Source organism: Phycisphaerae bacterium, from assembly GCA_018003015.1.
Lineage (GTDB): Bacteria > Planctomycetota > Phycisphaerae > UBA1845 > PWPN01 > JAGNEZ01.
In genome coordinates this window covers 21182-41302 of record JAGNEZ010000040.1, presented here as the reverse complement: position 1 = coordinate 41302, position 20121 = coordinate 21182, and the positions used below count along the sequence as shown (strand labels likewise).

The following is a 20121-nucleotide window of genomic DNA, read 5'->3' as shown; positions in this document are numbered from 1 at the left end:
GTTTCAGTTGCAGGCCAGAGCTGGGTTTACGACTTCGCGGAGAAGCACAGAACCAAGCCGTCCTGGGCAGCGATGACCAGGCATTCGTTGCCCACCGCAGGCGATGCAACGAAGGGCGAGCCGGCCTCGTATCGCCAAAGTTCCTTGCCGTCGGCCAAGGCCAGGGCGTACAGGCATCCATCGCCGGAGCCGATGAAAACACGCTTTCCCGCCACCACCGGCGAGCCGTCGATTGCATCCTTGGTGGCGAAGATCCACCGACGTTCACCGGTCGACCGGTCGATGGCATGCAGGGCTTTGTCCCGCCCGCCAATAATGACCAAGTCCTCGGTCACGGCGGCCGATCCGAAGAAGGGAAACTGACTCTCCTTGGGCTCGTACCGCCAAACCACCTTGTCGGCGGTCCAGTCGATGGCGGCCACTTGGTTGCTGAAAGTGCCCACGTACACGCATCTCCCTCGTAAGGCTGCCGCTGCTCCGGAGTAGGAGCCCATTCCGACCCTGGCAACCTCCTTGCCGTCCCCGAGGCTGAAGACATGGAGCTTCTCGTCGCAGCAGGCCGCCAGCACCCGATCGCCGGAGATGCCTGGAGTGCCGTGGACGCGGTCCTGGGTTTCCGCTTTCCACAGTAACTTGCCGTCAGCGATCGAGAGACAGTAGAGAAAGGCGTCGTAGGATCCGAAAAGCAGCCTATCCTCGGCGAAGTTAGCCGAGGAGATGATCTCGCCATCGGTCTTGAAGGTCCACAATCTGGCACCGCTGCGGAAGTCGACCGCATGAAAGACACCGTCGTCGTCGCCGAAGTACACCGCGTTGCCGAGCACCAAAGGTGATGAACGGATCGGCGCCTTGGCCTCGTACTTCCAGCGGATCGAACCGTCGGCCAGATGCAGGGCGTAAAGAAATCCGTCGCCGCAGCCGAAGCAGGCCGTCTGGCCGGCGATGGCGGCGGTGGATTCAACCGCCTCGGGCGCGGTGAATTTCCATCGGACTGCGAGTTTCTCGGGAAGGTTGGTTGTGGCCACGCCGGTCAACGCCGGATTGCCTCGGAACATGGGCCAGTCGTTGACGCTCCCAGTCGGGTGGGTGGCCGCCTGTGGCTGGGTTGCCGCCTGGGCTGGTTCTCCCGGACGAGTAGTTGCAGGGCGGGAACTCGGGGATGCAGGGGCACTGTCGGGTGATGTTGCCGTGGCCCGGTTGGCGATTGCGTAGAGGCTGCTGCGGGTTGCCAGGTAGAGCGTGCCGTTGGCCGCGACGGCCGTCGCATAGACGGTGTCTTTCATCTTGTTGGTCGCCAGGAGTTGATCCTCGCGGCCATGCCTGAAAACGAACGTGTCGCCGTCTTCATTCGTGATGTAGACCTTGCCGTCCGCTACCAGCGGGGAGGCCCACATCGTGGCCTTGAGGTCGTGCCGCCAGATCCGCTTGCCGGTGGTGACGTCGAGGCAGTTGAGGTAGCCGTCGCACTCGGCCAGGTAGAGCAGGCCATCACGAATGGCCGCTGTCGAGCCGGTCCGACCGATGTCATCGCCGTTCAACTGCCAGACAATGGCAGACTGGCTCACGTCACCCGTTTTGCCGGCATCGATGGCCCACATCGCGCCCGGGCCGCCACCGAGTTCGGGTGACTGGCCAATGCCGATGAACACCTTGCCGTCATGCCACACCGGGGTGGAGATCAGCGTATTGGGATCATTCTCCTCGTCGCCGCCGTCCTTGCCCGTTGCCGGTCTGCAATTGAACTTCCAGATCAGCTTGCCGGTGGCGGGCTCGAGGGCGTAGACCCAGGCATCACCGCCGGGAAACACGACCTGGTTCCGGCCGCCAGCCGTACCCGAGGTCGCACACGACCATTGGCCGCCGATGATCTTCTCGCCCGGCGAGTTGTCCTTCCAGACCACTTTACCGGCATGACGGTCCACGGCCAGGAAGCTGGGGGCTTCGGGGGCCGGCACTTTCGTCGAATCGTCACTGTTGCCGTTGCCGGTCACGACGTAGACCAGGTCGCCGATGACCAGCGGGCCGGACGCGGAAGCGTATAACGGCACGACACCCAATTCCTTGCCCATGTCCAGCCGCCAGAGGATGTCGGCATCCTGCGGCCCGGTGAGTTCCTCCTCCTTGAAGGGTCCGTCATTGGCCCCGTTGGCAAAACCCTCGACGTCGGCGCATACCAGCTGGCAGTTGTTGCTGACGAAGTACACGCGGTTGCCGACCACGCAGGGTGTCGAGCACAGCCCGATCTCGGGCCAATCGTGCTTTTGGGTGGGGGCCAGCTTGTCGTAGACGGCTTGCCAGAGAAACCGCCCATCTGCCTCGGCGAAGCACATCAGGACACCCTTGTCACCGGTCACCTTCGGATCTCGGGGCACGCCGTTGTTCGTGCCGATGAAGATCCTGCCGCCGCTGACGACCGGATTGCCGAAGCTCCGGTTGCCCAAGGCGGCTTTCCACTTGATGTTCTTGCCGCTGGCGACGTCCCACTCGGTGGGGAGGCCGCGCTGTTCCGATACCATGTTGCGGTCGGGTCTTCCTCCCCACATCGGCCAATCGCCGCCGGTGGAGGCCGGATCCGGGCCCAGCGACGGACTGGTCGATGGAGTGGCTGCTTCTGTCGGAGCAACGGCCGCGATAAACGCAACGACGGCAACGATCATGACAGTGCGAAGCATGGAACGATACTCCGGCCAGCCGCTCTCCCGCGTACCGCCGCAGTCGGGAAGAGCAGGGATCACTCGTCTCTATCCGGGCAGGAGAAGTGTAGTCGGCAGGCCGAAGTCGTCAAATCGGGGCACGGCCGAGACGAGACCCGCGGCTCCGGCGGCATAAGACCCGGGCCGGGCAGGAGCATCGGCTCCACCCGGCCCGGCCCACGTTGCCGCAAACTCGACTGATTACTGAAGCTGCTTGGTCATCTCCTGGTAGCGTTCATAGAGCTGGGGAGCCTTCTCCTTCAGAGCTTGTTCGGAGTCGAACGTCCGGGTCAATTCGGCATCGCCCTCGCGGACGTGAACAACGACTTTCCCGTCGCCCTGGAGCTCGAACCGGACGCGCGGTGCCGGAACGCCCTTGGCCCCGTCCTCCGGAGACTCCGCCGGCAGGTGCTTGAATCGCTTGAGGGGTCCCTGGAAGAAGCGCTCGTTCCATTCATCCCAGCGTTTGCCCCATTCCTTGTCCGGAACGGACTCCCTCATGCGGTGCTCGAATTCCTTGAGCTTGTCACCGTGCTTGCGGAGCCAATCGTCCCAGGCCTCGCGAGATTCGAATGCCCCCGGCCCCTTAAGAACCCGGTGCTCGCGCTGGGCGGAGTTGAGCAGATCAAAGGCCTCGCGGTCGCCTTTGCGGAGTTCCTCCATGTTGGCATAGCGCTTGGGTTCGGCATGGCCCTCGCCGTCGGCCTGTCGGTACCGCTTGACTTCGACCGAGCCGTCTTCCTTGCGCAGCACGTGAAGCACCTGGCCCTGCTTGTCTACCCGTCGGCCTTCGGTCGTCTGGCTGTCGCCATCCTTGGTCAGCGCCTCGATGTACATGCGAAGCTGATTGGGCAGCTCCTTCATCTTCGGCAGCGGACCGAGATCCTCGAGAATCCAGCCATCAGGGCCGGGCCGGAGGATGCGACCGCGCATGTCCGGCGGACCGATAGGCGGCCCTTCGAAGAACTCGTCATACTTCGGTTTGAGTCTGGCCGGGTCCTTGGGCCGATCCGCCAGCTTGACCTGCATGGTTCTGGCTTGACCCTTGTGCACCACGCTCAGCTCGACGGGATCGCCCGGTTTCCGATCGGCCAACCGCTCGATGAATGCCCAGACATCGCCTGATACTCGGTGGCCATTGACTTCGGTGATGACGTCGAATTGCTCGATGCCGGCTTGATCCGCCGGGCTGTCGCGGAATACATTCCTCACCATCAGCCCGTTCGCGTCGAGTTGGAGATGTGCCGCCAGCGGCAGCGGAACCGGACTGAGCTGTAGACCCAGCCAGACGGGGCTTTCCTCAACTCGGTCTTCGATCCTCAGGTACGGCAGTTGGGTGTCCGGCCGCATCTGTCCGGGAAACAGCGGGACGACGGGCACCGGCGTCACGCTCGGGGGCGACAGCAGCGGCCCTGGCGGAAGCGGTTGCACGAACTGCCCCAGCGCGGCGGCTGGCAGGATCCCCCTCACGGCGATCAGGAACGCGAATGCAGTCAGGAATCGCATGGGTGTTCTCCTCAATAGTCGATGTGGGCGGGCGTTACTCTGGCCGGCGCCCCGCTCATTTCCAGCAGATAGAGGCTACGACTGTTATCGTCATAGACACCGAAGACCTGGCCCGGGACATCATCCCACGGGCCTGTGATGTCCCGTAGACTCGGGGGCAACTCCCTGTTCTGCCCCTTGTCTGCGAAGACCGGGCCGGTATCACGGTTTAGCCCGCTGTCGGCGATCGGCGGCAGGGCCTCCTCGTGGTTTCCGCTCCGCAAGGGCATGACCAGCGAACTCACCAGGAGAGCCAGCAGGAACCCGGCGGCCAGGCCGATGCCCCCGTACCACAGATGCTCGCGGCGAGTTGATCGCGACGGCCACTCCAGCGGGCTTCGGCGACATACGCTCCGTCCGGCCAGATCACCACCGAGGGCGGCCCGCAAAGAAACGCCGGCAAGACGGTCGAGCCTTCCCTGCTCCTCCAGCATCGCTCGTCCTTCCGGGGAGCGGATCAGCAGCTTGTCCAGTTCCAGCGACTCAGCCTCGCTCAGTTCGCCGTCAAGCTTACGATTGATCAGTCGTTCCAGTCGTTCGTCGATCATCTGTGAGCACTCAGCGCTACGCAGCCGGCAGTCGCCGTCCAGCCATTCCTTTCATCCCGCTCGCTCGGGGGCCGGGAACTCTCCCCGCTCAGCCTCCCGGCACTCTGAATTCACTGCCCCGACCATAACCCATGACTCGTCACTTCATCCTCAGCTGCTCCCGTAGCAATCGCCTGGCACGCACCAGCCGGGTCTCGACCGTGTCGACCGGCATGCCGAGCAACTCGGCGATCTCCTGGTAGCTCCATTCCTCCAGATGCTTGAGCACAAACGGCTCGCGATACAGGGGCGGCAGAGCCGCAATCGCTCCCAGCATCCGAGCTTCCTGCTCCCGGCTTGACAGCGCCGCATCCGGAGGAGCCTCGGTTCGCTCCGGCCGGCCCAGCTCCAGGGTCTCTGCAAGTCGTTGGCTTCGCCGCCGCGACCGACCGGTGTCCATGGCGGCGTTCCGGGCAATCCGATACAGCCAACTCCGCCAACGCGTGCCGTCAGTCAGATTTCGGGCTTCACGCCAGACCTGCATCCAGACCCGCTGGGCGACGTCGTCCACTTCATCCATACGCCCCGTGATCCCGAAGACCACGCCGCGTACCCAGCGCTCGTGCCGCTGCACGAACTCGCTCATGGCGTGCGGGTCACCCTGCCGGATGGCCTCGATCACCGGAATCTCCGGGTCACAGCCCGCCTCGCTGGCCTGCATGGTTCTGATCGCGATCGGCCGTTGCATGTCTACCCTTATAGACGACGGCCAATCCGTCCTCCTGTCAGTCGGATGGGAGATGTCACAACTTCATTATCCGCAATGGCTTCAGGTCAGGGCAACCCTTCTGGGCCGCTCCTCTCCTGTCCCTACTACGCTCCCCATCGCCAGGGGTTGCAGAGGTGCGGTGCAGAGACGGCCCTTTGCCGCAGGCTGAAGCCGGTTTTGCCGCGGCCGCCAGGGTCAGGATCGTGCAGAGACGGGCCCTTGGGGTTCTGCCCCTCGCCCGGTCCCCAGGTGATGCCTTCGATGCAGCCTCGACCGGGATGAAGGCCCACCCGGGCAGACTTTACCCAAGGCACGTATGCAGGCAAGCGCCTCGATCATGTCAACCCGAGCGGACGTTCCGGGTCTGCCGGGAGGGTTACAAGCGCGCAGGCTGGGTAGCGGGAGGCAAGACCTGAATGGTTCGCTGGGCGGTGATTCGGCGGTCGTCGGCGGTGGCGATGTGGGCAGCGATGTGGTGGGTCCCCGGCTGCCGGAGCACGACGTGAGCCTCGAAGGTGTTGTCGCCCACCGGCACCCCGTTGTCAGTCCAGAGGATGCTGGCTCCCTCTCGCATGGCAGCGGGCACGATCGCACTGAGGCTAACCCGGAAGGGGGCATGTCCGACCGCGTCGCCGCGCACTTGGATCGCCGCCGGTGAGTAACGATCCGGCTCCTGCTCGCGACCTGGGGCTGAGGTTGGCAGGACCGGCTTCTCGGGTCGTGCGGGCACCCCTCCGCCAGCGCTGTTGTCGTACGGTTGCCGGATGGGGCGTTTCGGCGTGGCCGCATTCCCTGAGTTCGTGTTGGCCGACGGCAACGCCCGGGCGGTCGGTCTGGCAGGCTCGACCTGCGCGGGCGGCTTCGAGATCGTGCCGCCGGTTGCCGAGCTGGAGCCGCTGAAGAGAAGCTCACTCCCGGAGGTCGACTTCTCGCGAATGGGCGGTTTGGCTTTCCGGCTTGATGCCTCCGAGGACAGTGTTGTCGAGGCGGCTGGTTCGGGGGGCGGCGTCGTCGGCAGAATCGGTTTGGGCACCGGCCGGGCAGGTGCCGCCGCAGCCTCGTGCCCGGGGATGTCCATGACAACCATACTGCCCAGATCGGGCGGGCTCTTGGGTGAGGCTCCGATCGCCCGGGCAAAGAAGGCGGCAGCGACTTGCGGCCTTCGTTCATGGCCCAGGTCTTTGACCATCTTGCCTTCGACATGAAAGTGATGCTGGCGATACCAGTCGATCGCCTCCAGGCTCTCAGTCCGGCAGACCCCCAGGTCGTTCTGGCCGAAGAAAATGCCGATGGGCATGTTCCGATACTTGGAGAGCTGAGCAGGCGACAGCAGGCTCCTGTTGAAGTTGGATCCTCTGACCGCTAGAACCGTGAATCGCTCCGGGTGCTGGTTGGTCACGAAATGGGCAAGATAACCGCCCGATGAGAAACTCGTGACCAGGACGCGAGTCGGATCGGCGTTGGTGCGACGGCAGACGTCATCCATGATCGCCAGAATAGCTTGCTCGTCCTGTTTGACGTAGGGCAGGGTGGGGTCGCGCAGGGGAAACTGCATCGTCAGGCTGTCGCACGTCCGGAGGTCCGGCGCCAGGATGACGAAGCCGTAGCGATCCGCTTCTTCCTGCCATTCCTTGTTCTGCATGGCGCCGCTGTCGTACGGGCGCAGACCGTGCAGCGTGAGGACCATGGGCCATCGCTCGCCCTTCGGGTGCTGGCCGTTGTTCTTGACGTAGTCCTCGGGCAGATACAGCCAGTAGGTCGTCTTGGTCTCGGACTCCACAAGCTGCATCTGCCTGCCGCGGCCGGGGGGTTGCGGAATGGCACACCCGCTCTGGGCGAGCATCGCCCCCGCGGAAAGCAGCGGGACTATCCTACAAAGGCTTCTCATGCGATCTCCACTTCAAGGAGCTTGGTTTCGTTGGGAGCATCTCCGCCTCCGCTCCCCGCGCCTTGGTTTGCCCATTCTAGCCGAACTGCCGGCGCGGACCAACCTGTTGGGGCAGATGCCCGACACGCCATTGGTGTATCGGCCGTCTGGCCGGAAGCGGATGAAGGAATTGGTCAGAGTTCGAATTGGAGCTTCTCTTTGTACGTTCGGCAGAACAGGCCGAGCACTCGACCGATCGAGCAGGCGAAGTAAAAGCCAAAACCGATCACCACCGTCCAGGCGACCACCCCCAGGAGGGCGTTGACCACGCCGGAGGCGATGCCCGTGGTGCAGACGCTCATGATCATCGGCCAGGCCCAATTGAGCACCGCGGCCATGATGCCAATGAAGATCCCCAGGTACAACAGGGTGACCAGAAACAGGAACGCATAATTGCCGTGGGTGTTGAGGATGGACTTGCCAACCTTGACGGGATTCAGGCCATCCATCGCCTGGCTGCTGGACAACCCGATCAGGTTCATCGGAACACCGAAGGTCATCAGGGCCAGGATGATGAGCGGGACGGGTTGACCCAGGGCCGCAAAGTCGCTGATCCTGCCCGGGAAGCCCTTCACCGCTGTGACCAGAAGAACCGCGGTGAGGAGATACATGCCCAGAAGGGCACCATAGCCTCCAAGCGCGGCTCCCAGGTTGATGATGTTCCAGGTCAGGTTCGGCGGGGCTTCAGCCCCGGACTTCGTGGTCCGGATGGCGTCGATGAGCATGTAATAGCAGACCGAACCGAAGTAGATGCCCTGAACTACCAGCGCCGTCGAAATGGCGATGCCCACCCAGCCGTAGTCGATCTCCTCGCCGGGTTTGCGGCTTGCCGGGTTGAGGCTTGAACTGGCGATGAACGCAAGAACGACGCCGACCGGCACCACAATGGTCGCCAGGGCGATCGCCATGCCGGCGCCGATCGAGCCTAACGCCGGAAGGGGGTAGGTGGCCGCACTGCTGAAGCCGGAGTAGAAGGTGACCGAGGAGCCAATGCGGTCGGCCATCGAACCAGAGTACTTGGCCTGCTGACCGGGTGTCAGCATGAGGCCCGGAATCCCGGTTCCGCAGTGACGGCACATGACTTCGCTGTACAGGTCCGCGCACTTCACCTTCTGCTTGCACTTCGGGCACGTGCGGACATTGGGGTCGTGCTTGGCCGGATCAACCTTGGCAGCCTCGGCTTCAGCCGCCGCAGCAACGGCGGCCTGCTGGGCCTGCTTCAGGGTCATCGGCTTGGCCTTCTGATCGGGAACGATGACTTGGCCGACCGCTTCGAATGTCTTGAGTGAGCCCAGATCGATACCTCCGGCGTCGCCTCCACTGTCGGGCTGCGGCAGCTTGATGGGATCCTTGCATCCCGGGCATTTGACCGTCTTCCCGGCCCATCCGTCGGGAGCCTGGAGAACCTTCTGACATTTGGGGCACGTGACTTTCATCGAAATCCTGTCCGCTGAGCAGTTGACATCAGGTGCAATGCCGTCTTGCCAAGTCTCGACCGGTGCAGGATTATCGCACGCGTGGCGCTGAGGTCAAGAGAACGTCCGGCCGGTGCCTAGCGGCAGTATGTTGCGGTCATCCGAGGCTTGGTTTGCGGTGGGGGACCGGTATGACGGGTCTCCCCGGGGCGCGCCGATCCTAGTCCGGCACGAGTTCGGCCTCGTGCTCGGCGAGCCCGAGCTGGAGCTTCTTGATCGCCTTACGCTCGATCTGACGCACGCGCTCCTTGGTGACGCCGATGGCCTGCCCGATCTGGTCGAGCGTCATGCCCTGCCCATCGTTGTCGAGCCCATAGTGCCGGACGACTACTTCCCGCTCTCGCGAGCTGAGCAGGCTGAGCCCCTTCTGGATCAGATGCCGGACGCCGTCCAGAACCGAATCGCTGGCCGCTTCGGGTTCGCGCGAGGGCTTGATCGCCAGCAACTCGTCGTTGCCGGTCACCAGTCGAGCCGCCTCGTACATCTGCTCGGGAATGGACCGGGCGTAGTTGCGCATGATCGCCCACGAGGCATAGGTGCTGAACTTGAAGCCCCGGGCATAGTCGAACTTCTCCACCGCTCGCATCAAGGCCAGGTTGCCGTCACTGACGATCTCGAAGAAGTAGGGCGACCGGCCAACGTGCCGGCGGGCGATGCTCACAACCAGTCTCAGGTTCGCTTGCAGAATCTCGTTCCGCAGGCGATCGGCATCTGCCAGGACCGCCTCAACGGCTTCAAGTTGGGCGTCACTGGCGTCGAGCGGATCGATTGCCACCCGCATCCGGTCGGCCTTGAACTTCAGGTAGTTGTACTTCCGGAACAGAGCGCGTTCCTGCTCGGCGCTGAGCAGGGGCGAACGATACAGCTCCTGCAAGTACGGGGGCAGATCGCTCGGCGGGCGGGGAACGGATTGATCGAGAACGGGAGCCTGGGCACTCGCCAGAATAACCTCTTCTGCTCCGGGAGCCTCGAACTCCTGATGGTAGATGTACTGGATCTCCCGAGCCTTCAGCTGCCGGGCACGAACCTCGCGGACAATCGCCTGGATCACCTTGACCGGCTTGCCGAACCTCTTTCCCACCTCGCCGGGCTGCTTCCCGGAAAGCACCTGGTCGTAGATGGCCTGCAACTCCGGCTGAATGACCGGCTGATGGTCCTTGCCAAAAATCGGGTCCTCGGGGTGAGCTTCATCGTGACGCCGCAGCGTGTAGCGCACGGTCTCGACCGCGCGGCCGACCTTGGCGGAAATGATCTGCGACAATTCGTGCAGCCGTACACGCCGCTCGGCGAGAACCTCGCGGGCTGCGGCGACAATCTGCTGCTTCTCTGTGGCGCTGAGCTGGCTGAATGCCGCTCCCCGTTTGACCGTGTCGATGTGCTTGGCCACGAATCGGCGGATGCACGGCTCACTGAACGCCAGGCGGATCGTGTTGTCCGGGTAACGCAACTTGCATCCGGGCAGCCCCCGACGGCGCCAACGACAGATGGTCTTGGTGGACACTTTGAGCCGAGTCGCCAGCTCCTCGGTGGTCCACCATGTGCCCATCAGCCCAACCGGCATCGGGCTGGCCGCGCTCAGATCCTCCACCAACTGGATCAGATCCTCGACCAGCGTCCGGCCGGACAAGGGCTTGGGTTGGATGTCGCTCTTGGGACGATACCCGGTGATCTGGTGGCAGACGAACTCGTAAGGGTATGACTTGTCGGGCTCTACGAGATCGGCCAGGAACTGGGCCGCGTCTAGCTGCCGAAGCCGCAAACGCAACGGCGATAGCCTCAACTGGTGGGCCAGTTCGGCCAGGGCGGCATGATGGTACTTGGCCATGGCGCGCTCCTGAGGCGGACACACCGCTCGCCTCGCGCTGCCGTCACGGGTTGGCCAATGAGCCCGATTGGCGCCTCGGAAACCGGCAGCGACTCAATACCGGTCGTCCAGTATTATTATCGTGCGATCGCCGCCAAAGGTCAACACCCTCCCGTCAGGTCCGACCGAGAAAGGTGCCCTAGGCCGTACGGATGCAACGCTGTTTACAGTGACAATTGTGTTGTACAAGCCATGGTAATGCGAGGAGGCACGCCCGACACCTGGGTGCGTCCCAACATCGGGGGGGCATGGGCAGGATCCCGGGGCATCCTGTCCTCGCCCAGGGCGCTCTCGTATAATCAGGCCTCAGGCCGTGGTCGCGGGGGTTCGCCGCCACGGTAGAGACGAAAACCAACTTCCTCTATGGAGACGATCGCGATGACAGCTTCTTCCACAAGAAGGGGATTCCTAGGTGGCGGCGCCGCCCTGGCCGCGGGTACGTTTCTGGCTCCTTCGGCCGGAGCTCGAGCCGAGTCAACCAGGAGCGGATATCGCCTCCGGTTGTCGATGGCGGCCTACTCCTATCGTAATGTCCTCGGCGGCGGAGCGGACAAGGCCACGATGACCATCGAGCAGTTCATCGACCTGTGCGCCGACTTGCGGCTCGACGCGACCGAGCTCACCTCCTACTACATCTACAAGGCTGGGCCCGCCTATATGCATGAGCTGAAGGCTCGGGCGTTCCGCAAGGGGGTGGCCGTCTCCGGAACCTCCGTCGGCAACAACTTCTGCTTGCCTTTAGGGACGGCCCTGGACAAGCAGCTGGCCGACCTTCGCCAGTGGGTGGACAACGCGGTCGAGATGGGTGCTCCCCACATCCGGGTGTTCGCGGGAAAAGCCGGCGGTCAGCGCGAAGAAGACTACAAGCGCATGATCGCGGCCATGAAGCAGGCGGTCGAGTACGCGGGTTCAAGGGGCGTTTTCCTCGGCATCGAGAATCATGGCTATCTGACCGAGACAGCCGCCGACGTGCTCCGGATTGTCAAGGACGTGCCGTCCCCGTGGTTCGGGGTCAATCTCGACACCGGCAACTTCAAGGACGACGGCTACGCCCAGATCGCCGCCCTCGTACCCAAGGCGATCAACGTGCAGGTCAAGACGCTGGTGTCTGAGGGCGGTCAGCGCAGACCGGCGGATGTGCCTCGCATCTTCTCCGTCCTTCGGGAAGCCGGATACCACGGCTACGTGGCCCTCGAGTACGAGGACAAGGAAGACCCCAAGACTGGCGTGCCCAAGTTCCTCGAGAAAATGCACGCGGCGGCTGTTGGGTAGAGCCGCCATTCCGGGCATCGCTCCCGTCGGCGTCGGCCTGGACGTCAGGGCTCGCCTTCTGTCCACGACCACCCGGCGTCCGTCCACGGGCGTCACCTCGTCCGTGCCGTCGCCGTCCGCCATCAAGGCGTTGCCGGCGTGGAGGGCGGCCTACTTCCTCGAGCGCGGAGATGAACCGGTCTCAGCAGACGCCGCCTCCTCCGCGTCGCGCTTGCCGCCCAGAATCTCGACGAACTTGACCAGGGCCGGGGTGAAGACTTTTTGATGCAGATGAATGATGCCGATGGGACGCTTGAGGTCGCATCCCGCCAACCGCAGTGCGACCAGCGATCCGACCTTCACCTCGTGCCGGATCGTTGGCTCGGGCAGAATGCTCAAGCCGACGCCGAGTTCCACGGCCTGCTTGATGGTCTCGACGTTGTCGAACACCATGACCTTGCGAACGGAAATGTGGTTCTGGCGAAAGTAGCGGTCGAGTTCGCGGGAAATGGTCAGCTCCCGGTCGAAGCTCACGAAATCCTCCCCGTTCAGCTGGCTGGGCTGGACCACTTGCCGCGTCGCTAGGTGATGGTCCGGGTGGCAGACCAGCACCATCTCCTCCTGCCTTAGCGGAATCACGTTCAGATCGCGGCTTTCCACCGGATAGGACAAAATGCCGAGATCAGCTTCGTTACTCTGGACTGCTTCGTAGACCTTGTCAGGAAGGTGGTATTCCAGGCGGATGTTGGCCATGGGATAGTCGGCCATGAACTTCTGCATCGCCCAGTTCATGTCGTAGAGCCCAACCGAGTAGATGGCCGCGACCCGGACGGTTCCCTGCACCAGATGACGCGAAGCTTCCATCCCGGCTTTCATGAACTCGAACTGACGCAGGATCTCGCAAAGCCCCTGGTAGCAGATCTCGCCCTCGTGGGTGAGAATGATGGGCCTCCGTTGGCGGTCAATCAACTGGACCCCCAGCTCACGTTCAAGGCAGCTGACACTTTGGCTGGCTGCGGATTGACTGATCCCGTTCATGGCCGCGGCCCGCGAGAAACTCCGGCAGCGAACCACATCGCAGAACAACTTGAAGGCCGGTATGTTCATACAATAAGTGATTCCTTATTCTGAGAATAAGACCGCACGTTTTCGACCCAAAAGCTGCGTTTCTGGCCTTCCTGGGCACCTTGTGTCCCCAGGGCTTCCAATTATATCATTACCTTTACCTTATGAGAATACCCGTGTCCACAAAGCTCGGCGGATCGGGCAGGGACCGGACCGGCCGGAATCATGTGCGTGCAGTCGGCCGGGGGAATCAACTCTTATAAGAGGAAGGCAATATGTCGTACGTAACCGATGTGCTGAACGACTTGGTCAGGCAGCACCCTGGCCAGCTGGAGTTTCATCAGGCGGCCAGGGAAGTCCTGGAGTCGCTCGAGAAAGCCCTGGCAAGGAATCCCAGGTATCAGAAAAACGCGATTCTGGAACGCTTTGTCGAGCCGGAGCGGGTCATTCTCTTCCGGGTGCCCTGGATGGACGATCAGGGCAAGGTCAGGTTGAACCGCGGCTTCCGCGTGGAGTTCAACAGTGCGATCGGTCCTTACAAGGGCGGCCTCCGCTTCCACCCCACGGTGAACCTGAGCATCCTCAAGTTCCTGGGTTTCGAGCAGATCCTGAAGAACTCGCTGACGACCCTTCCCATGGGCGGCGGCAAGGGCGGTGCGGACTTTGACCCCAAAGGCAGGTCCGATGCCGAAGTGATGCGCTTCTGTCAGTCATTCATGACCGAACTCTGTCGCCATATCGGCCCGAATACCGACGTGCCTGCTGGAGACATCGGTGTCGGCGGCCGCGAAATCGGCTTCCTCTTCGGCCAGTACAAGAGAATCCGCAACGAGTTCACTGGCGTGCTGACCGGCAAAGGCCTCAATTGGGGCGGCTCTCTGATCCGGCCTGAGGCAACGGGATACGGCGCGGTCTATTTCGCCGAAGAGATGCTCAAGACCCGCGGCGACAGCATCGCCGGCAAGGTGTGCACGGTGTCGGGCTCGGGGAACGTCGCCCAATACACGGTTGAAAAGCTGAATCAACTCGGTGCCAAGTGCGTGTCCATGTCCGACTCGAACGGCACGATTCACGATCCGGCCGGAATCAACGAAGAGAAACTCGCTTATGTGATGGAACTCAAGAACATCCGCCGCGGCCGAATCAAGGAGTATGCCGAGAAGTTCGCGGGGGCCAAGTACCAGGAACACGTTCGCCCGTGGGGCATCAAGTGCGATTGTGCGTTTCCGTCGGCCACCCAGAACGAGGTCACCGGCACCGACGCCCAGACGCTGGTGAAAAACGGCTGCATCCTCGTCTGCGAAGGCGCTAACATGCCGACGGACCCGGAGGGCGTGGAGGTCTTCCTCGGCAACAAGATCATGTATGGCCCGGGCAAGGCCGCGAACGCGGGGGGAGTCGCAGTGTCCGGTCTGGAGATGTCCCAGAATTCGCTCCATCTGTCCTGGACGCGTGAAGAGGTCGATGATCGACTGCACAAGATCATGAAGGCGATTCACACCGCAGTCGCCGGGACGGCCAAGACCTACGACGCGCCCTCCAACTACGTGCTCGGCGCCAACATTGCCGGCTTCGTCAAGGTCGCCGACGCAATGCTGGATCACGGTCTTGTGTGACCAGGCGGCTTGACCGCATGCCATCCAGACCGGCCGGCAGCCGGCGAATACCCGCCTGACAAAGGTGGCCCCGAGGACGGCCAACAGGCAGCCTCGGGGCCGCTTCCGCTCTCGGGCGGAGGTCCCGCACGGCCCGCTGGTCCGCCGCCCGGAATCGGCGACGGTTGATCATGGCCGGGCGAGATAGCACACAACTTCCTGCTTGACGTTGTTCGCATTGAGGTGGATCGCCTGGTGGTCGGTCAGATCGGCGGCATCGATGACCCGAACCAGATCGACGCGCTGAGCGGCGTTGGGCGTCAGCTCCTCGAGACGGTTGGGCAGGCCCTTCAGGAATGCCTCATTGATGGAGTTGCCCTCCCGACCGGGAAACAGGGCCAGATACAGAATCTCGGCTTCGATGAGCTCGTTGAAGAAGTGCGTTCCCAGGGAGACGTCTGGAACGAGACCCTCGTGCATGGCCACGATTTCGCACAGCACCGAGACGCCGCTGATCTCGGCGTAGGAAACCGGGATGCCCAGGGAGGGCATCTTGGTTCCCCATCGTCCCGGCCCCAGTAGCATCACCTTCGGCTTGGATTGGGTCGTCGGGTGACGCATCAGGCGACCGATCAGCCGGGCGACCGCATACCGCTCACTCACTGGCAGACCGCCGTAAGCCGAGGGAACGACGTAGATCAGTCGATCGATCACTTCGGCGCGGCTCTGTCCGACCACGGCCCCGCGGGCGGTGAAAACGATGTCCTTCTCGGCTATGACCTGGGGAAGAGCCGTGACCCGGCCCGGATTTGCCACGTGCAGGGGGCGGCACTGAACCAGGTTGATCCGGTAGTCCTCTTCGTCGAGGAAGTTGACCGTGAACTCCGTGTCCACCGGGCAGGCATAGGCCGCCTCGAGGACCTCGAGCATCTGACGCATATCCGCCGGGAAGGAGCTGGTCTCGAGCAGCCTCTCGAAGGTCAGCATGTAGGGGACAAGGTCGCGCCTGCCGGTCTCGACGGCGAGTCGTTCGGCCTCCGGATCGCGCGAGGCGAACACGTCCAAGGGCAAACCCGGGCAGTCCTTGATGACGTCCAGGAACTCCCGCGAAACCAGCTGGCTGCCCTGCCGGTCGAGCACATCCACTTTGTGCTGGGTGTAGCGGCGGATCTGCTCGATATCCGCTTCGGGTCGTTTGCTGGGCACGTTCAGGGCAACCACGCGCGTGTAGTCGTCGTCCGTTCGATCCACGGCCCGGGTGCCCAGCCCGAAGACGAGACGCAGGACGCCGGCCTTCGGGTCAATCTGCTCGTCCCACGCGTAGGGGTTGAATGACAACCCCACCCCGGCGGCCTGGGGATAGTACAGGTTCTGGTAGAACGTCCCCGACACACGCTGGACGAGCAGCGACATCTGCTCGTCATCGTCGAGCATGCCGCGCCGCAATCGGTACTGCAGGGCACGTTCGCCCATGGCGCTCGCGTAGATGGTCTTGACCGCCGCGATGAAGTCCTCGAGCCGCTCTTCGCGCGAACCCTGGTTGACGCAGAACAGGCTCTCATATTGGCCGGCGAACGAGTTGCCGAAGGCGTCCTCGAGCAGGCTGCTCGAACGGACAATGATCGGGCTCTGGCCGAAATAGTCGAGCATGTCGGCGAAGTCTCGACGAATCACCGCCGAGAAACTGCCGGTCAGAATCCGGCGGCGGACCTCCTCCGCCCCCTCCAGGAGTGTCTTCGGGTCACGCTGCTTCTCACGCAGCCACCAGCACCCGTTCTGGACCAGGTAGGTGTAGAACACGTCCGAGCCGATGAAAAACGAGTCGTGCTTCTCCAACAGAGTCTCCCAGCGGGGATCACTGTGCCGGAGGATCGCCCGGGCCAGCAGCATGCCCACCGACTTGCCGCCGATCAGCCCGGTGCCGATGGTCCGCTTCCAGATACGAATGAGATCCTCGATCCGGAAGTGCTTCCGAGCCAGTTCGAGCACACGTTCATCGCGGGAAATCAACATGGGAAGAAGACGATTGAGCAGGTCCTGGAGCTCATCGCGATCGCTGTCGCCTTGCTTGATGTGCTCCAGGAGATGCTCCGCACGCAGGAAGGTGCGGTCCCACACGTCCGGCCTCGTCCGGGCCGCAAGCCACCCGACCTGGGGAACAGACGTGAGTATCTCGGCAATCGTGGGGCTGTCGATCACTGGGGACATCTCGTCACCCTTCCAGGCGTGAAGCATGTACATGGTGGGGGAGTGCCGGTGCTGCACCTTCAGCGGATGGAGGTAGAGAAAACCCTTGTACCGGAAAGTGTCGATCATGATCTGCGTCGTCGACATGATCGTCGAGCAGGCATGAAACGAATGATGGTTGCGCAACATCGCGAAACAGGCCAGCCCCCCGACGTCGTAGACGTAGGGACAGATGAGCAGAAAGAAGTTGCCCAGCATCCGATCGCTGTACCAGTCGGCAGCCAGATCCGAAAGACAATCGAAGATGTAAACGCCCTGGTCGCGGGTGTGGTTGATCACGCTGTGAATCTGGCGAATGACCCGCTCGAACCCTTCGCCAGGATCGAGGGGGACGATTTCCGCACCGGAATCCTCAGGGAGCAGCGGGGGGTGCTCGGCAAAGCGAAAGTAAATGACCTTCGAGCCGTTCTTGCGGGCCGCCTCGCCACACGGGCGGACGAACGGCGCATAGTCGGCAACCGAGTCCACTTGCCAAACGATGTTGTCTCCGGGCAGCAGCGCTTTGAGAACGCCGTCCAGACCCTTGAGCCCGGTTGTCAGTTGCGCGCCCATCATGTGGTCAGACCTCCTTCGAGCCCGCACTCGAGAACCGATGATGCCGCCATCAGCAATGATCCGCCCCGAAGCTGCATATCCGGCGGCTTCATTATCGCGGACCGATGTGGGCTGCCAAGTCCAGCCGCCCACCCCCAAGCAGCCAGCGGCGACCGGACTCCTCCTCAACTGACGGCCCTCGAACGCCAAATCGATCAGCGCGCCAGTCCCGCGAGCCGCGTAATCGGATGCCAGGCCTCTCTTCAAACGCCCGTCGGCTGCCGCCGAATGAAGGGCCGGACTCGGCAGAGCCAAGAGCCGCCCAACTGCCGAAGGCCAGCATACGACCATCCAGGTAACGCAGAACGCGTCAAAACGCTCCAACGGCGAGTGCCCGGCTACATCCCCATCTGGGCTAGGCGTTCAGGCAAGGCTCAGCCGGTGGACCGACACGCCAGGCAGACCGAGCGGCGTCGGCCAGAGAATCAACGGCGCCGCCCGGGACCACGACGACCAAGTCACGGCCGATAATCCCGCCAGGCATGACCGCCCTGATCAAGGTCCACGCCTTCGTCGACCACCCTCGGACCTCGGCCCGGCCCAGAACCCTACGCCTGGCCGATTCCCGTTCTGCTCTGCTTGAAATCTTCGCTTGTTCGGGGTATCATTAGGAGGTGAAAGTCTGAAGACACGTCAGAGAGGGGGCGGCCAAGGGGTGGCGCTCGGCTCATGCTGGGTCGCCGCGGAGACAACCCTTGGCCGGCTCCATGCGGTGAGATCGAAGAAGACGCTGGAGTGGCTTGCTATGGGGGGGAGGCTTGTGGCCATGAGGACTGTGAAAAGAGGACTCCGCCGGGTACGCGGCGCGGTGGTGTGGGCGGCTGCGGTATCCTGTCTGGGGCTTGCCCCAGGAACATACGCGGAGGTGACCAACCCCAGCTTTGAAGATGCACTCAACGGATGGATCGTCAAGGTGGGGAGTATCGTTACCCCACTCGCTGACGGCCAGGGCGGGTTGGCCGTCCTCGATGAGGCCGGGACGACGGGGGCCGTTGCCTCAAGCTCGCTCTATCAGGATTTCGTGATCGAGGACGCCGGCGCGCTGGTGTTCGAGTACGTGCTGGTCGTCGCCGGCGATTTCGTCGGAGGCAGCGCCCTGCCCGACGCTTTCACCGCCCGGTTGCTCGATCCGGATACGCTCGCCCCGCTCATCTATACCGCCGGCGTGAACGACTACTTCTACAACGACTCGCCGGGCAACATCGACTTCGACCCGCTGATCGTCACTCGGACTCCTTCAACCATTCGAGACGGTTGGTTCACCGTCACGGCCACAATCACCACGCTGGCTCCCGGCACCCGCGTCCGGCTACAGTTCGACCTGCTCGGAACCGGTACGGACGACGGCCAGGTCACCGTGGTCGGCGTCGACGGCATCCAGGTCACGCCCGGAGGGGGCGTCGACCAGTGCCCGGGCGATCCCGCCAAGACTGCACCCGGCGTATGCGGCTGCGGAATCCCCGACACGGATCGCGACGGCGACGGCGTGCTGGATTGCCTCGACGGCTGCCCGGACGATGTGGCCAAGGCCGCACCCGGGCTGTGCGGGTGCGGCGTGCCCGATACCGATTCTGACAGGGACGGCAGCCCCGACTGTAGCGACCCCTGCCCGCGCGATCCCACGAAGACGTTGCCGGGGACCTGCGGTTGCGGCGTGGCCGAAACCGATGGCGACGGCGACGGCGTGTCGGATTGCGTCGACAATTGCCCGGATGACCTCGCCAAGACTGCACCGGGCACCTGCGGCTGCGGCGTGGCGGACACAGATACTGATGCTGACGGGGTTGCGGATTGTGCCGATACGTGCCCGGGCGACCCCAACAAGACTGCGGCGGGCATCTGCGGGTGCGGGGTTGCGGATACGGACTCCGACGCGGATGGCACCGTCGACTGCCTGGACGGCTGTCCCAACGATCCACTCAAGACCGCCCCCGGCACGTGCGGCTGCGGGGTCGCCGATGCCGACCCAGACGCGGACGGCGTCCTGGACTGCCTCGACAACTGCCCGGCTAGCGCCAACCCCGGCCAGGAGGATACCGACGGCGACGGCATGGGCGATGCCTGCGACGATGACACGGCCCGGCCCGATCCATCCATTACCCACGAGGAACGCCGGATCGTGACCGTGGTCTCCCACTTCAACGCCTGCGGGGCAATGGGCGCCGCTCCCTTGCCATGCATGCTGCTGGCCCTGCTGGCACTCAAATGCACGGCAGGATCATCGAACAAGACGTGATCCCGCCACGGACGCGGAGGACGGCAGCCTGCCCGGGCTTCGGGCGGTGGTTGCACTGGATGTGACGGGCAGCGGCCGCAGCACCGGCAAGTGCATCGAATCCGCGAGGAGCCACCTTCGCGGGAACGTTCCTGGCGAACCTGTTCGCCGGGTGGCCTGGGCGGCTTGACTGGCACGATTACCGTCGGGCGCTCGTGCTACGGGGAAGGCCGGCCAGCGCTTTGCGCGAACCTGCTCAGACACCGTGATCGCCAAAGGTCGCCGCCCAGGAAGCGGTCTTGTCTTGGTTGGCGAGTGCAGACCGACTTGTGTCCGGCTCTGCGGGGCAGCGGT

Annotated in this window: 12 protein-coding genes; 3 read left to right on the top strand and 9 right to left on the bottom strand. The window is 63.4% G+C overall.

Features of this window, described 5'->3' with window-relative positions; translation table 11 throughout:
* Positions 1-26: 26 nt before the first annotated feature.
* The 7 genes from KA354_16600 to KA354_16570 all read right to left on the bottom strand — a co-directional run bounded on the left by KA354_16600 (position 27) and on the right by KA354_16570 (position 10761).
* On the bottom strand, positions 27-2672 hold the full coding sequence (locus tag KA354_16600; protein MBP7936263.1) for a PQQ-binding-like beta-propeller repeat protein: 2646 nt from the start codon (positions 2670-2672) through the stop codon (positions 27-29).
* A 222-nt stretch (positions 2673-2894) separates the two neighbouring features.
* Positions 2895-4199 carry a PDZ domain-containing protein gene (locus KA354_16595; GenBank protein MBP7936262.1) on the bottom strand — a complete coding sequence of 435 codons (1305 nt, stop codon included), beginning with the start codon at positions 4197-4199 and terminating at the stop codon, positions 2895-2897.
* 11 nt (positions 4200-4210) lie between these two features.
* On the bottom strand, positions 4211-4786 hold the full coding sequence (locus KA354_16590) for a hypothetical protein (protein MBP7936261.1): 576 nt from the start codon (positions 4784-4786) through the stop codon (positions 4211-4213).
* Positions 4787-4925: 139 nt separating this feature from the next.
* The gene (locus tag KA354_16585) at positions 4926-5513 is read right to left on the bottom strand and encodes an RNA polymerase sigma factor (protein MBP7936260.1); all 588 of its coding nucleotides are present in this window, start codon (positions 5511-5513) and stop codon (positions 4926-4928) included.
* Positions 5514-5910: 397 nt separating this feature from the next.
* Complete coding sequence (locus KA354_16580) at positions 5911-7422, bottom strand: hypothetical protein (protein ID MBP7936259.1); 1512 nt, start codon at positions 7420-7422, stop codon at positions 5911-5913.
* A gap of 173 nt (positions 7423-7595) precedes the next feature.
* Positions 7596-8897 carry a hypothetical protein gene (locus KA354_16575; GenBank protein MBP7936258.1) on the bottom strand — a complete coding sequence of 434 codons (1302 nt, stop codon included), beginning with the start codon at positions 8895-8897 and terminating at the stop codon, positions 7596-7598.
* 199 nt (positions 8898-9096) lie between these two features.
* Positions 9097-10761, bottom strand: coding sequence for a sigma-70 family RNA polymerase sigma factor (locus KA354_16570; protein MBP7936257.1), 1665 nt, complete (start codon positions 10759-10761; stop codon positions 9097-9099).
* A gap of 417 nt (positions 10762-11178) precedes the next feature.
* Here KA354_16570 and KA354_16565 point away from each other — a divergent pair, with 417 nt between their 5' ends.
* Positions 11179-12072 (top strand): sugar phosphate isomerase/epimerase, encoded by an 894-nt coding sequence (locus tag KA354_16565; protein ID MBP7936256.1) that lies wholly within the window; start codon positions 11179-11181, stop codon positions 12070-12072.
* 150 nt (positions 12073-12222) lie between these two features.
* Here KA354_16565 and KA354_16560 read toward each other — a convergent pair whose 3' ends face one another.
* Positions 12223-13158, bottom strand: coding sequence for a LysR family transcriptional regulator (locus KA354_16560; protein MBP7936255.1), 936 nt, complete (start codon positions 13156-13158; stop codon positions 12223-12225).
* A gap of 233 nt (positions 13159-13391) precedes the next feature.
* On the opposite strand from KA354_16560, the gene gdhA reads away from it, so the two are divergent.
* Positions 13392-14732: an NADP-specific glutamate dehydrogenase gene (gene gdhA, locus KA354_16555; protein MBP7936254.1), complete on the top strand. Its 1341-nt coding sequence runs from the start codon at positions 13392-13394 to the stop codon at positions 14730-14732.
* Positions 14733-14900: 168 nt separating this feature from the next.
* Here the strand turns inward: gdhA and KA354_16550 are convergent, their stop codons facing one another.
* Complete coding sequence (locus KA354_16550) at positions 14901-17513, bottom strand: PEP/pyruvate-binding domain-containing protein (GenBank protein ID MBP7936253.1); 2613 nt, start codon at positions 17511-17513, stop codon at positions 14901-14903.
* Between the two features lie 805 nt (positions 17514-18318).
* On the opposite strand from KA354_16550, the gene KA354_16545 reads away from it, so the two are divergent.
* A complete protein-coding gene (locus tag KA354_16545; GenBank protein ID MBP7936252.1) occupies positions 18319-19788 on the top strand; it encodes a thrombospondin type 3 repeat-containing protein in 1470 nt (489 codons plus the stop codon).
* The last annotated feature ends 333 nt before the right edge of the window (positions 19789-20121 follow it).

Coding starts and splice junctions, on each gene's coding strand:
- KA354_16590 (MBP7936261.1), bottom strand. CDS start 4,786: ATGATCGACGAACGACTGGAACGACTGATCAATCGTAAGCTTGACGGC.
- KA354_16545 (MBP7936252.1), top strand. CDS start 18,319: ATGAGGACTGTGAAAAGAGGACTCCGCCGGGTACGCGGCGCGGTGGTG.
- KA354_16580 (MBP7936259.1), bottom strand. CDS start 7,422: ATGAGAAGCCTTTGTAGGATAGTCCCGCTGCTTTCCGCGGGGGCGATG.
- KA354_16565 (MBP7936256.1), top strand. CDS start 11,179: ATGACAGCTTCTTCCACAAGAAGGGGATTCCTAGGTGGCGGCGCCGCC.
- gdhA (MBP7936254.1), top strand. CDS start 13,392: ATGTCGTACGTAACCGATGTGCTGAACGACTTGGTCAGGCAGCACCCT.
- KA354_16570 (MBP7936257.1), bottom strand. CDS start 10,761: ATGGCCAAGTACCATCATGCCGCCCTGGCCGAACTGGCCCACCAGTTG.
- KA354_16600 (MBP7936263.1), bottom strand. CDS start 2,672: ATGCTTCGCACTGTCATGATCGTTGCCGTCGTTGCGTTTATCGCGGCC.
- KA354_16575 (MBP7936258.1), bottom strand. CDS start 8,897: ATGAAAGTCACGTGCCCCAAATGTCAGAAGGTTCTCCAGGCTCCCGAC.
- KA354_16550 (MBP7936253.1), bottom strand. CDS start 17,513: ATGATGGGCGCGCAACTGACAACCGGGCTCAAGGGTCTGGACGGCGTT.
- KA354_16585 (MBP7936260.1), bottom strand. CDS start 5,513: ATGCAACGGCCGATCGCGATCAGAACCATGCAGGCCAGCGAGGCGGGC.
- KA354_16560 (MBP7936255.1), bottom strand. CDS start 13,158: ATGAACATACCGGCCTTCAAGTTGTTCTGCGATGTGGTTCGCTGCCGG.
- KA354_16595 (MBP7936262.1), bottom strand. CDS start 4,199: ATGCGATTCCTGACTGCATTCGCGTTCCTGATCGCCGTGAGGGGGATC.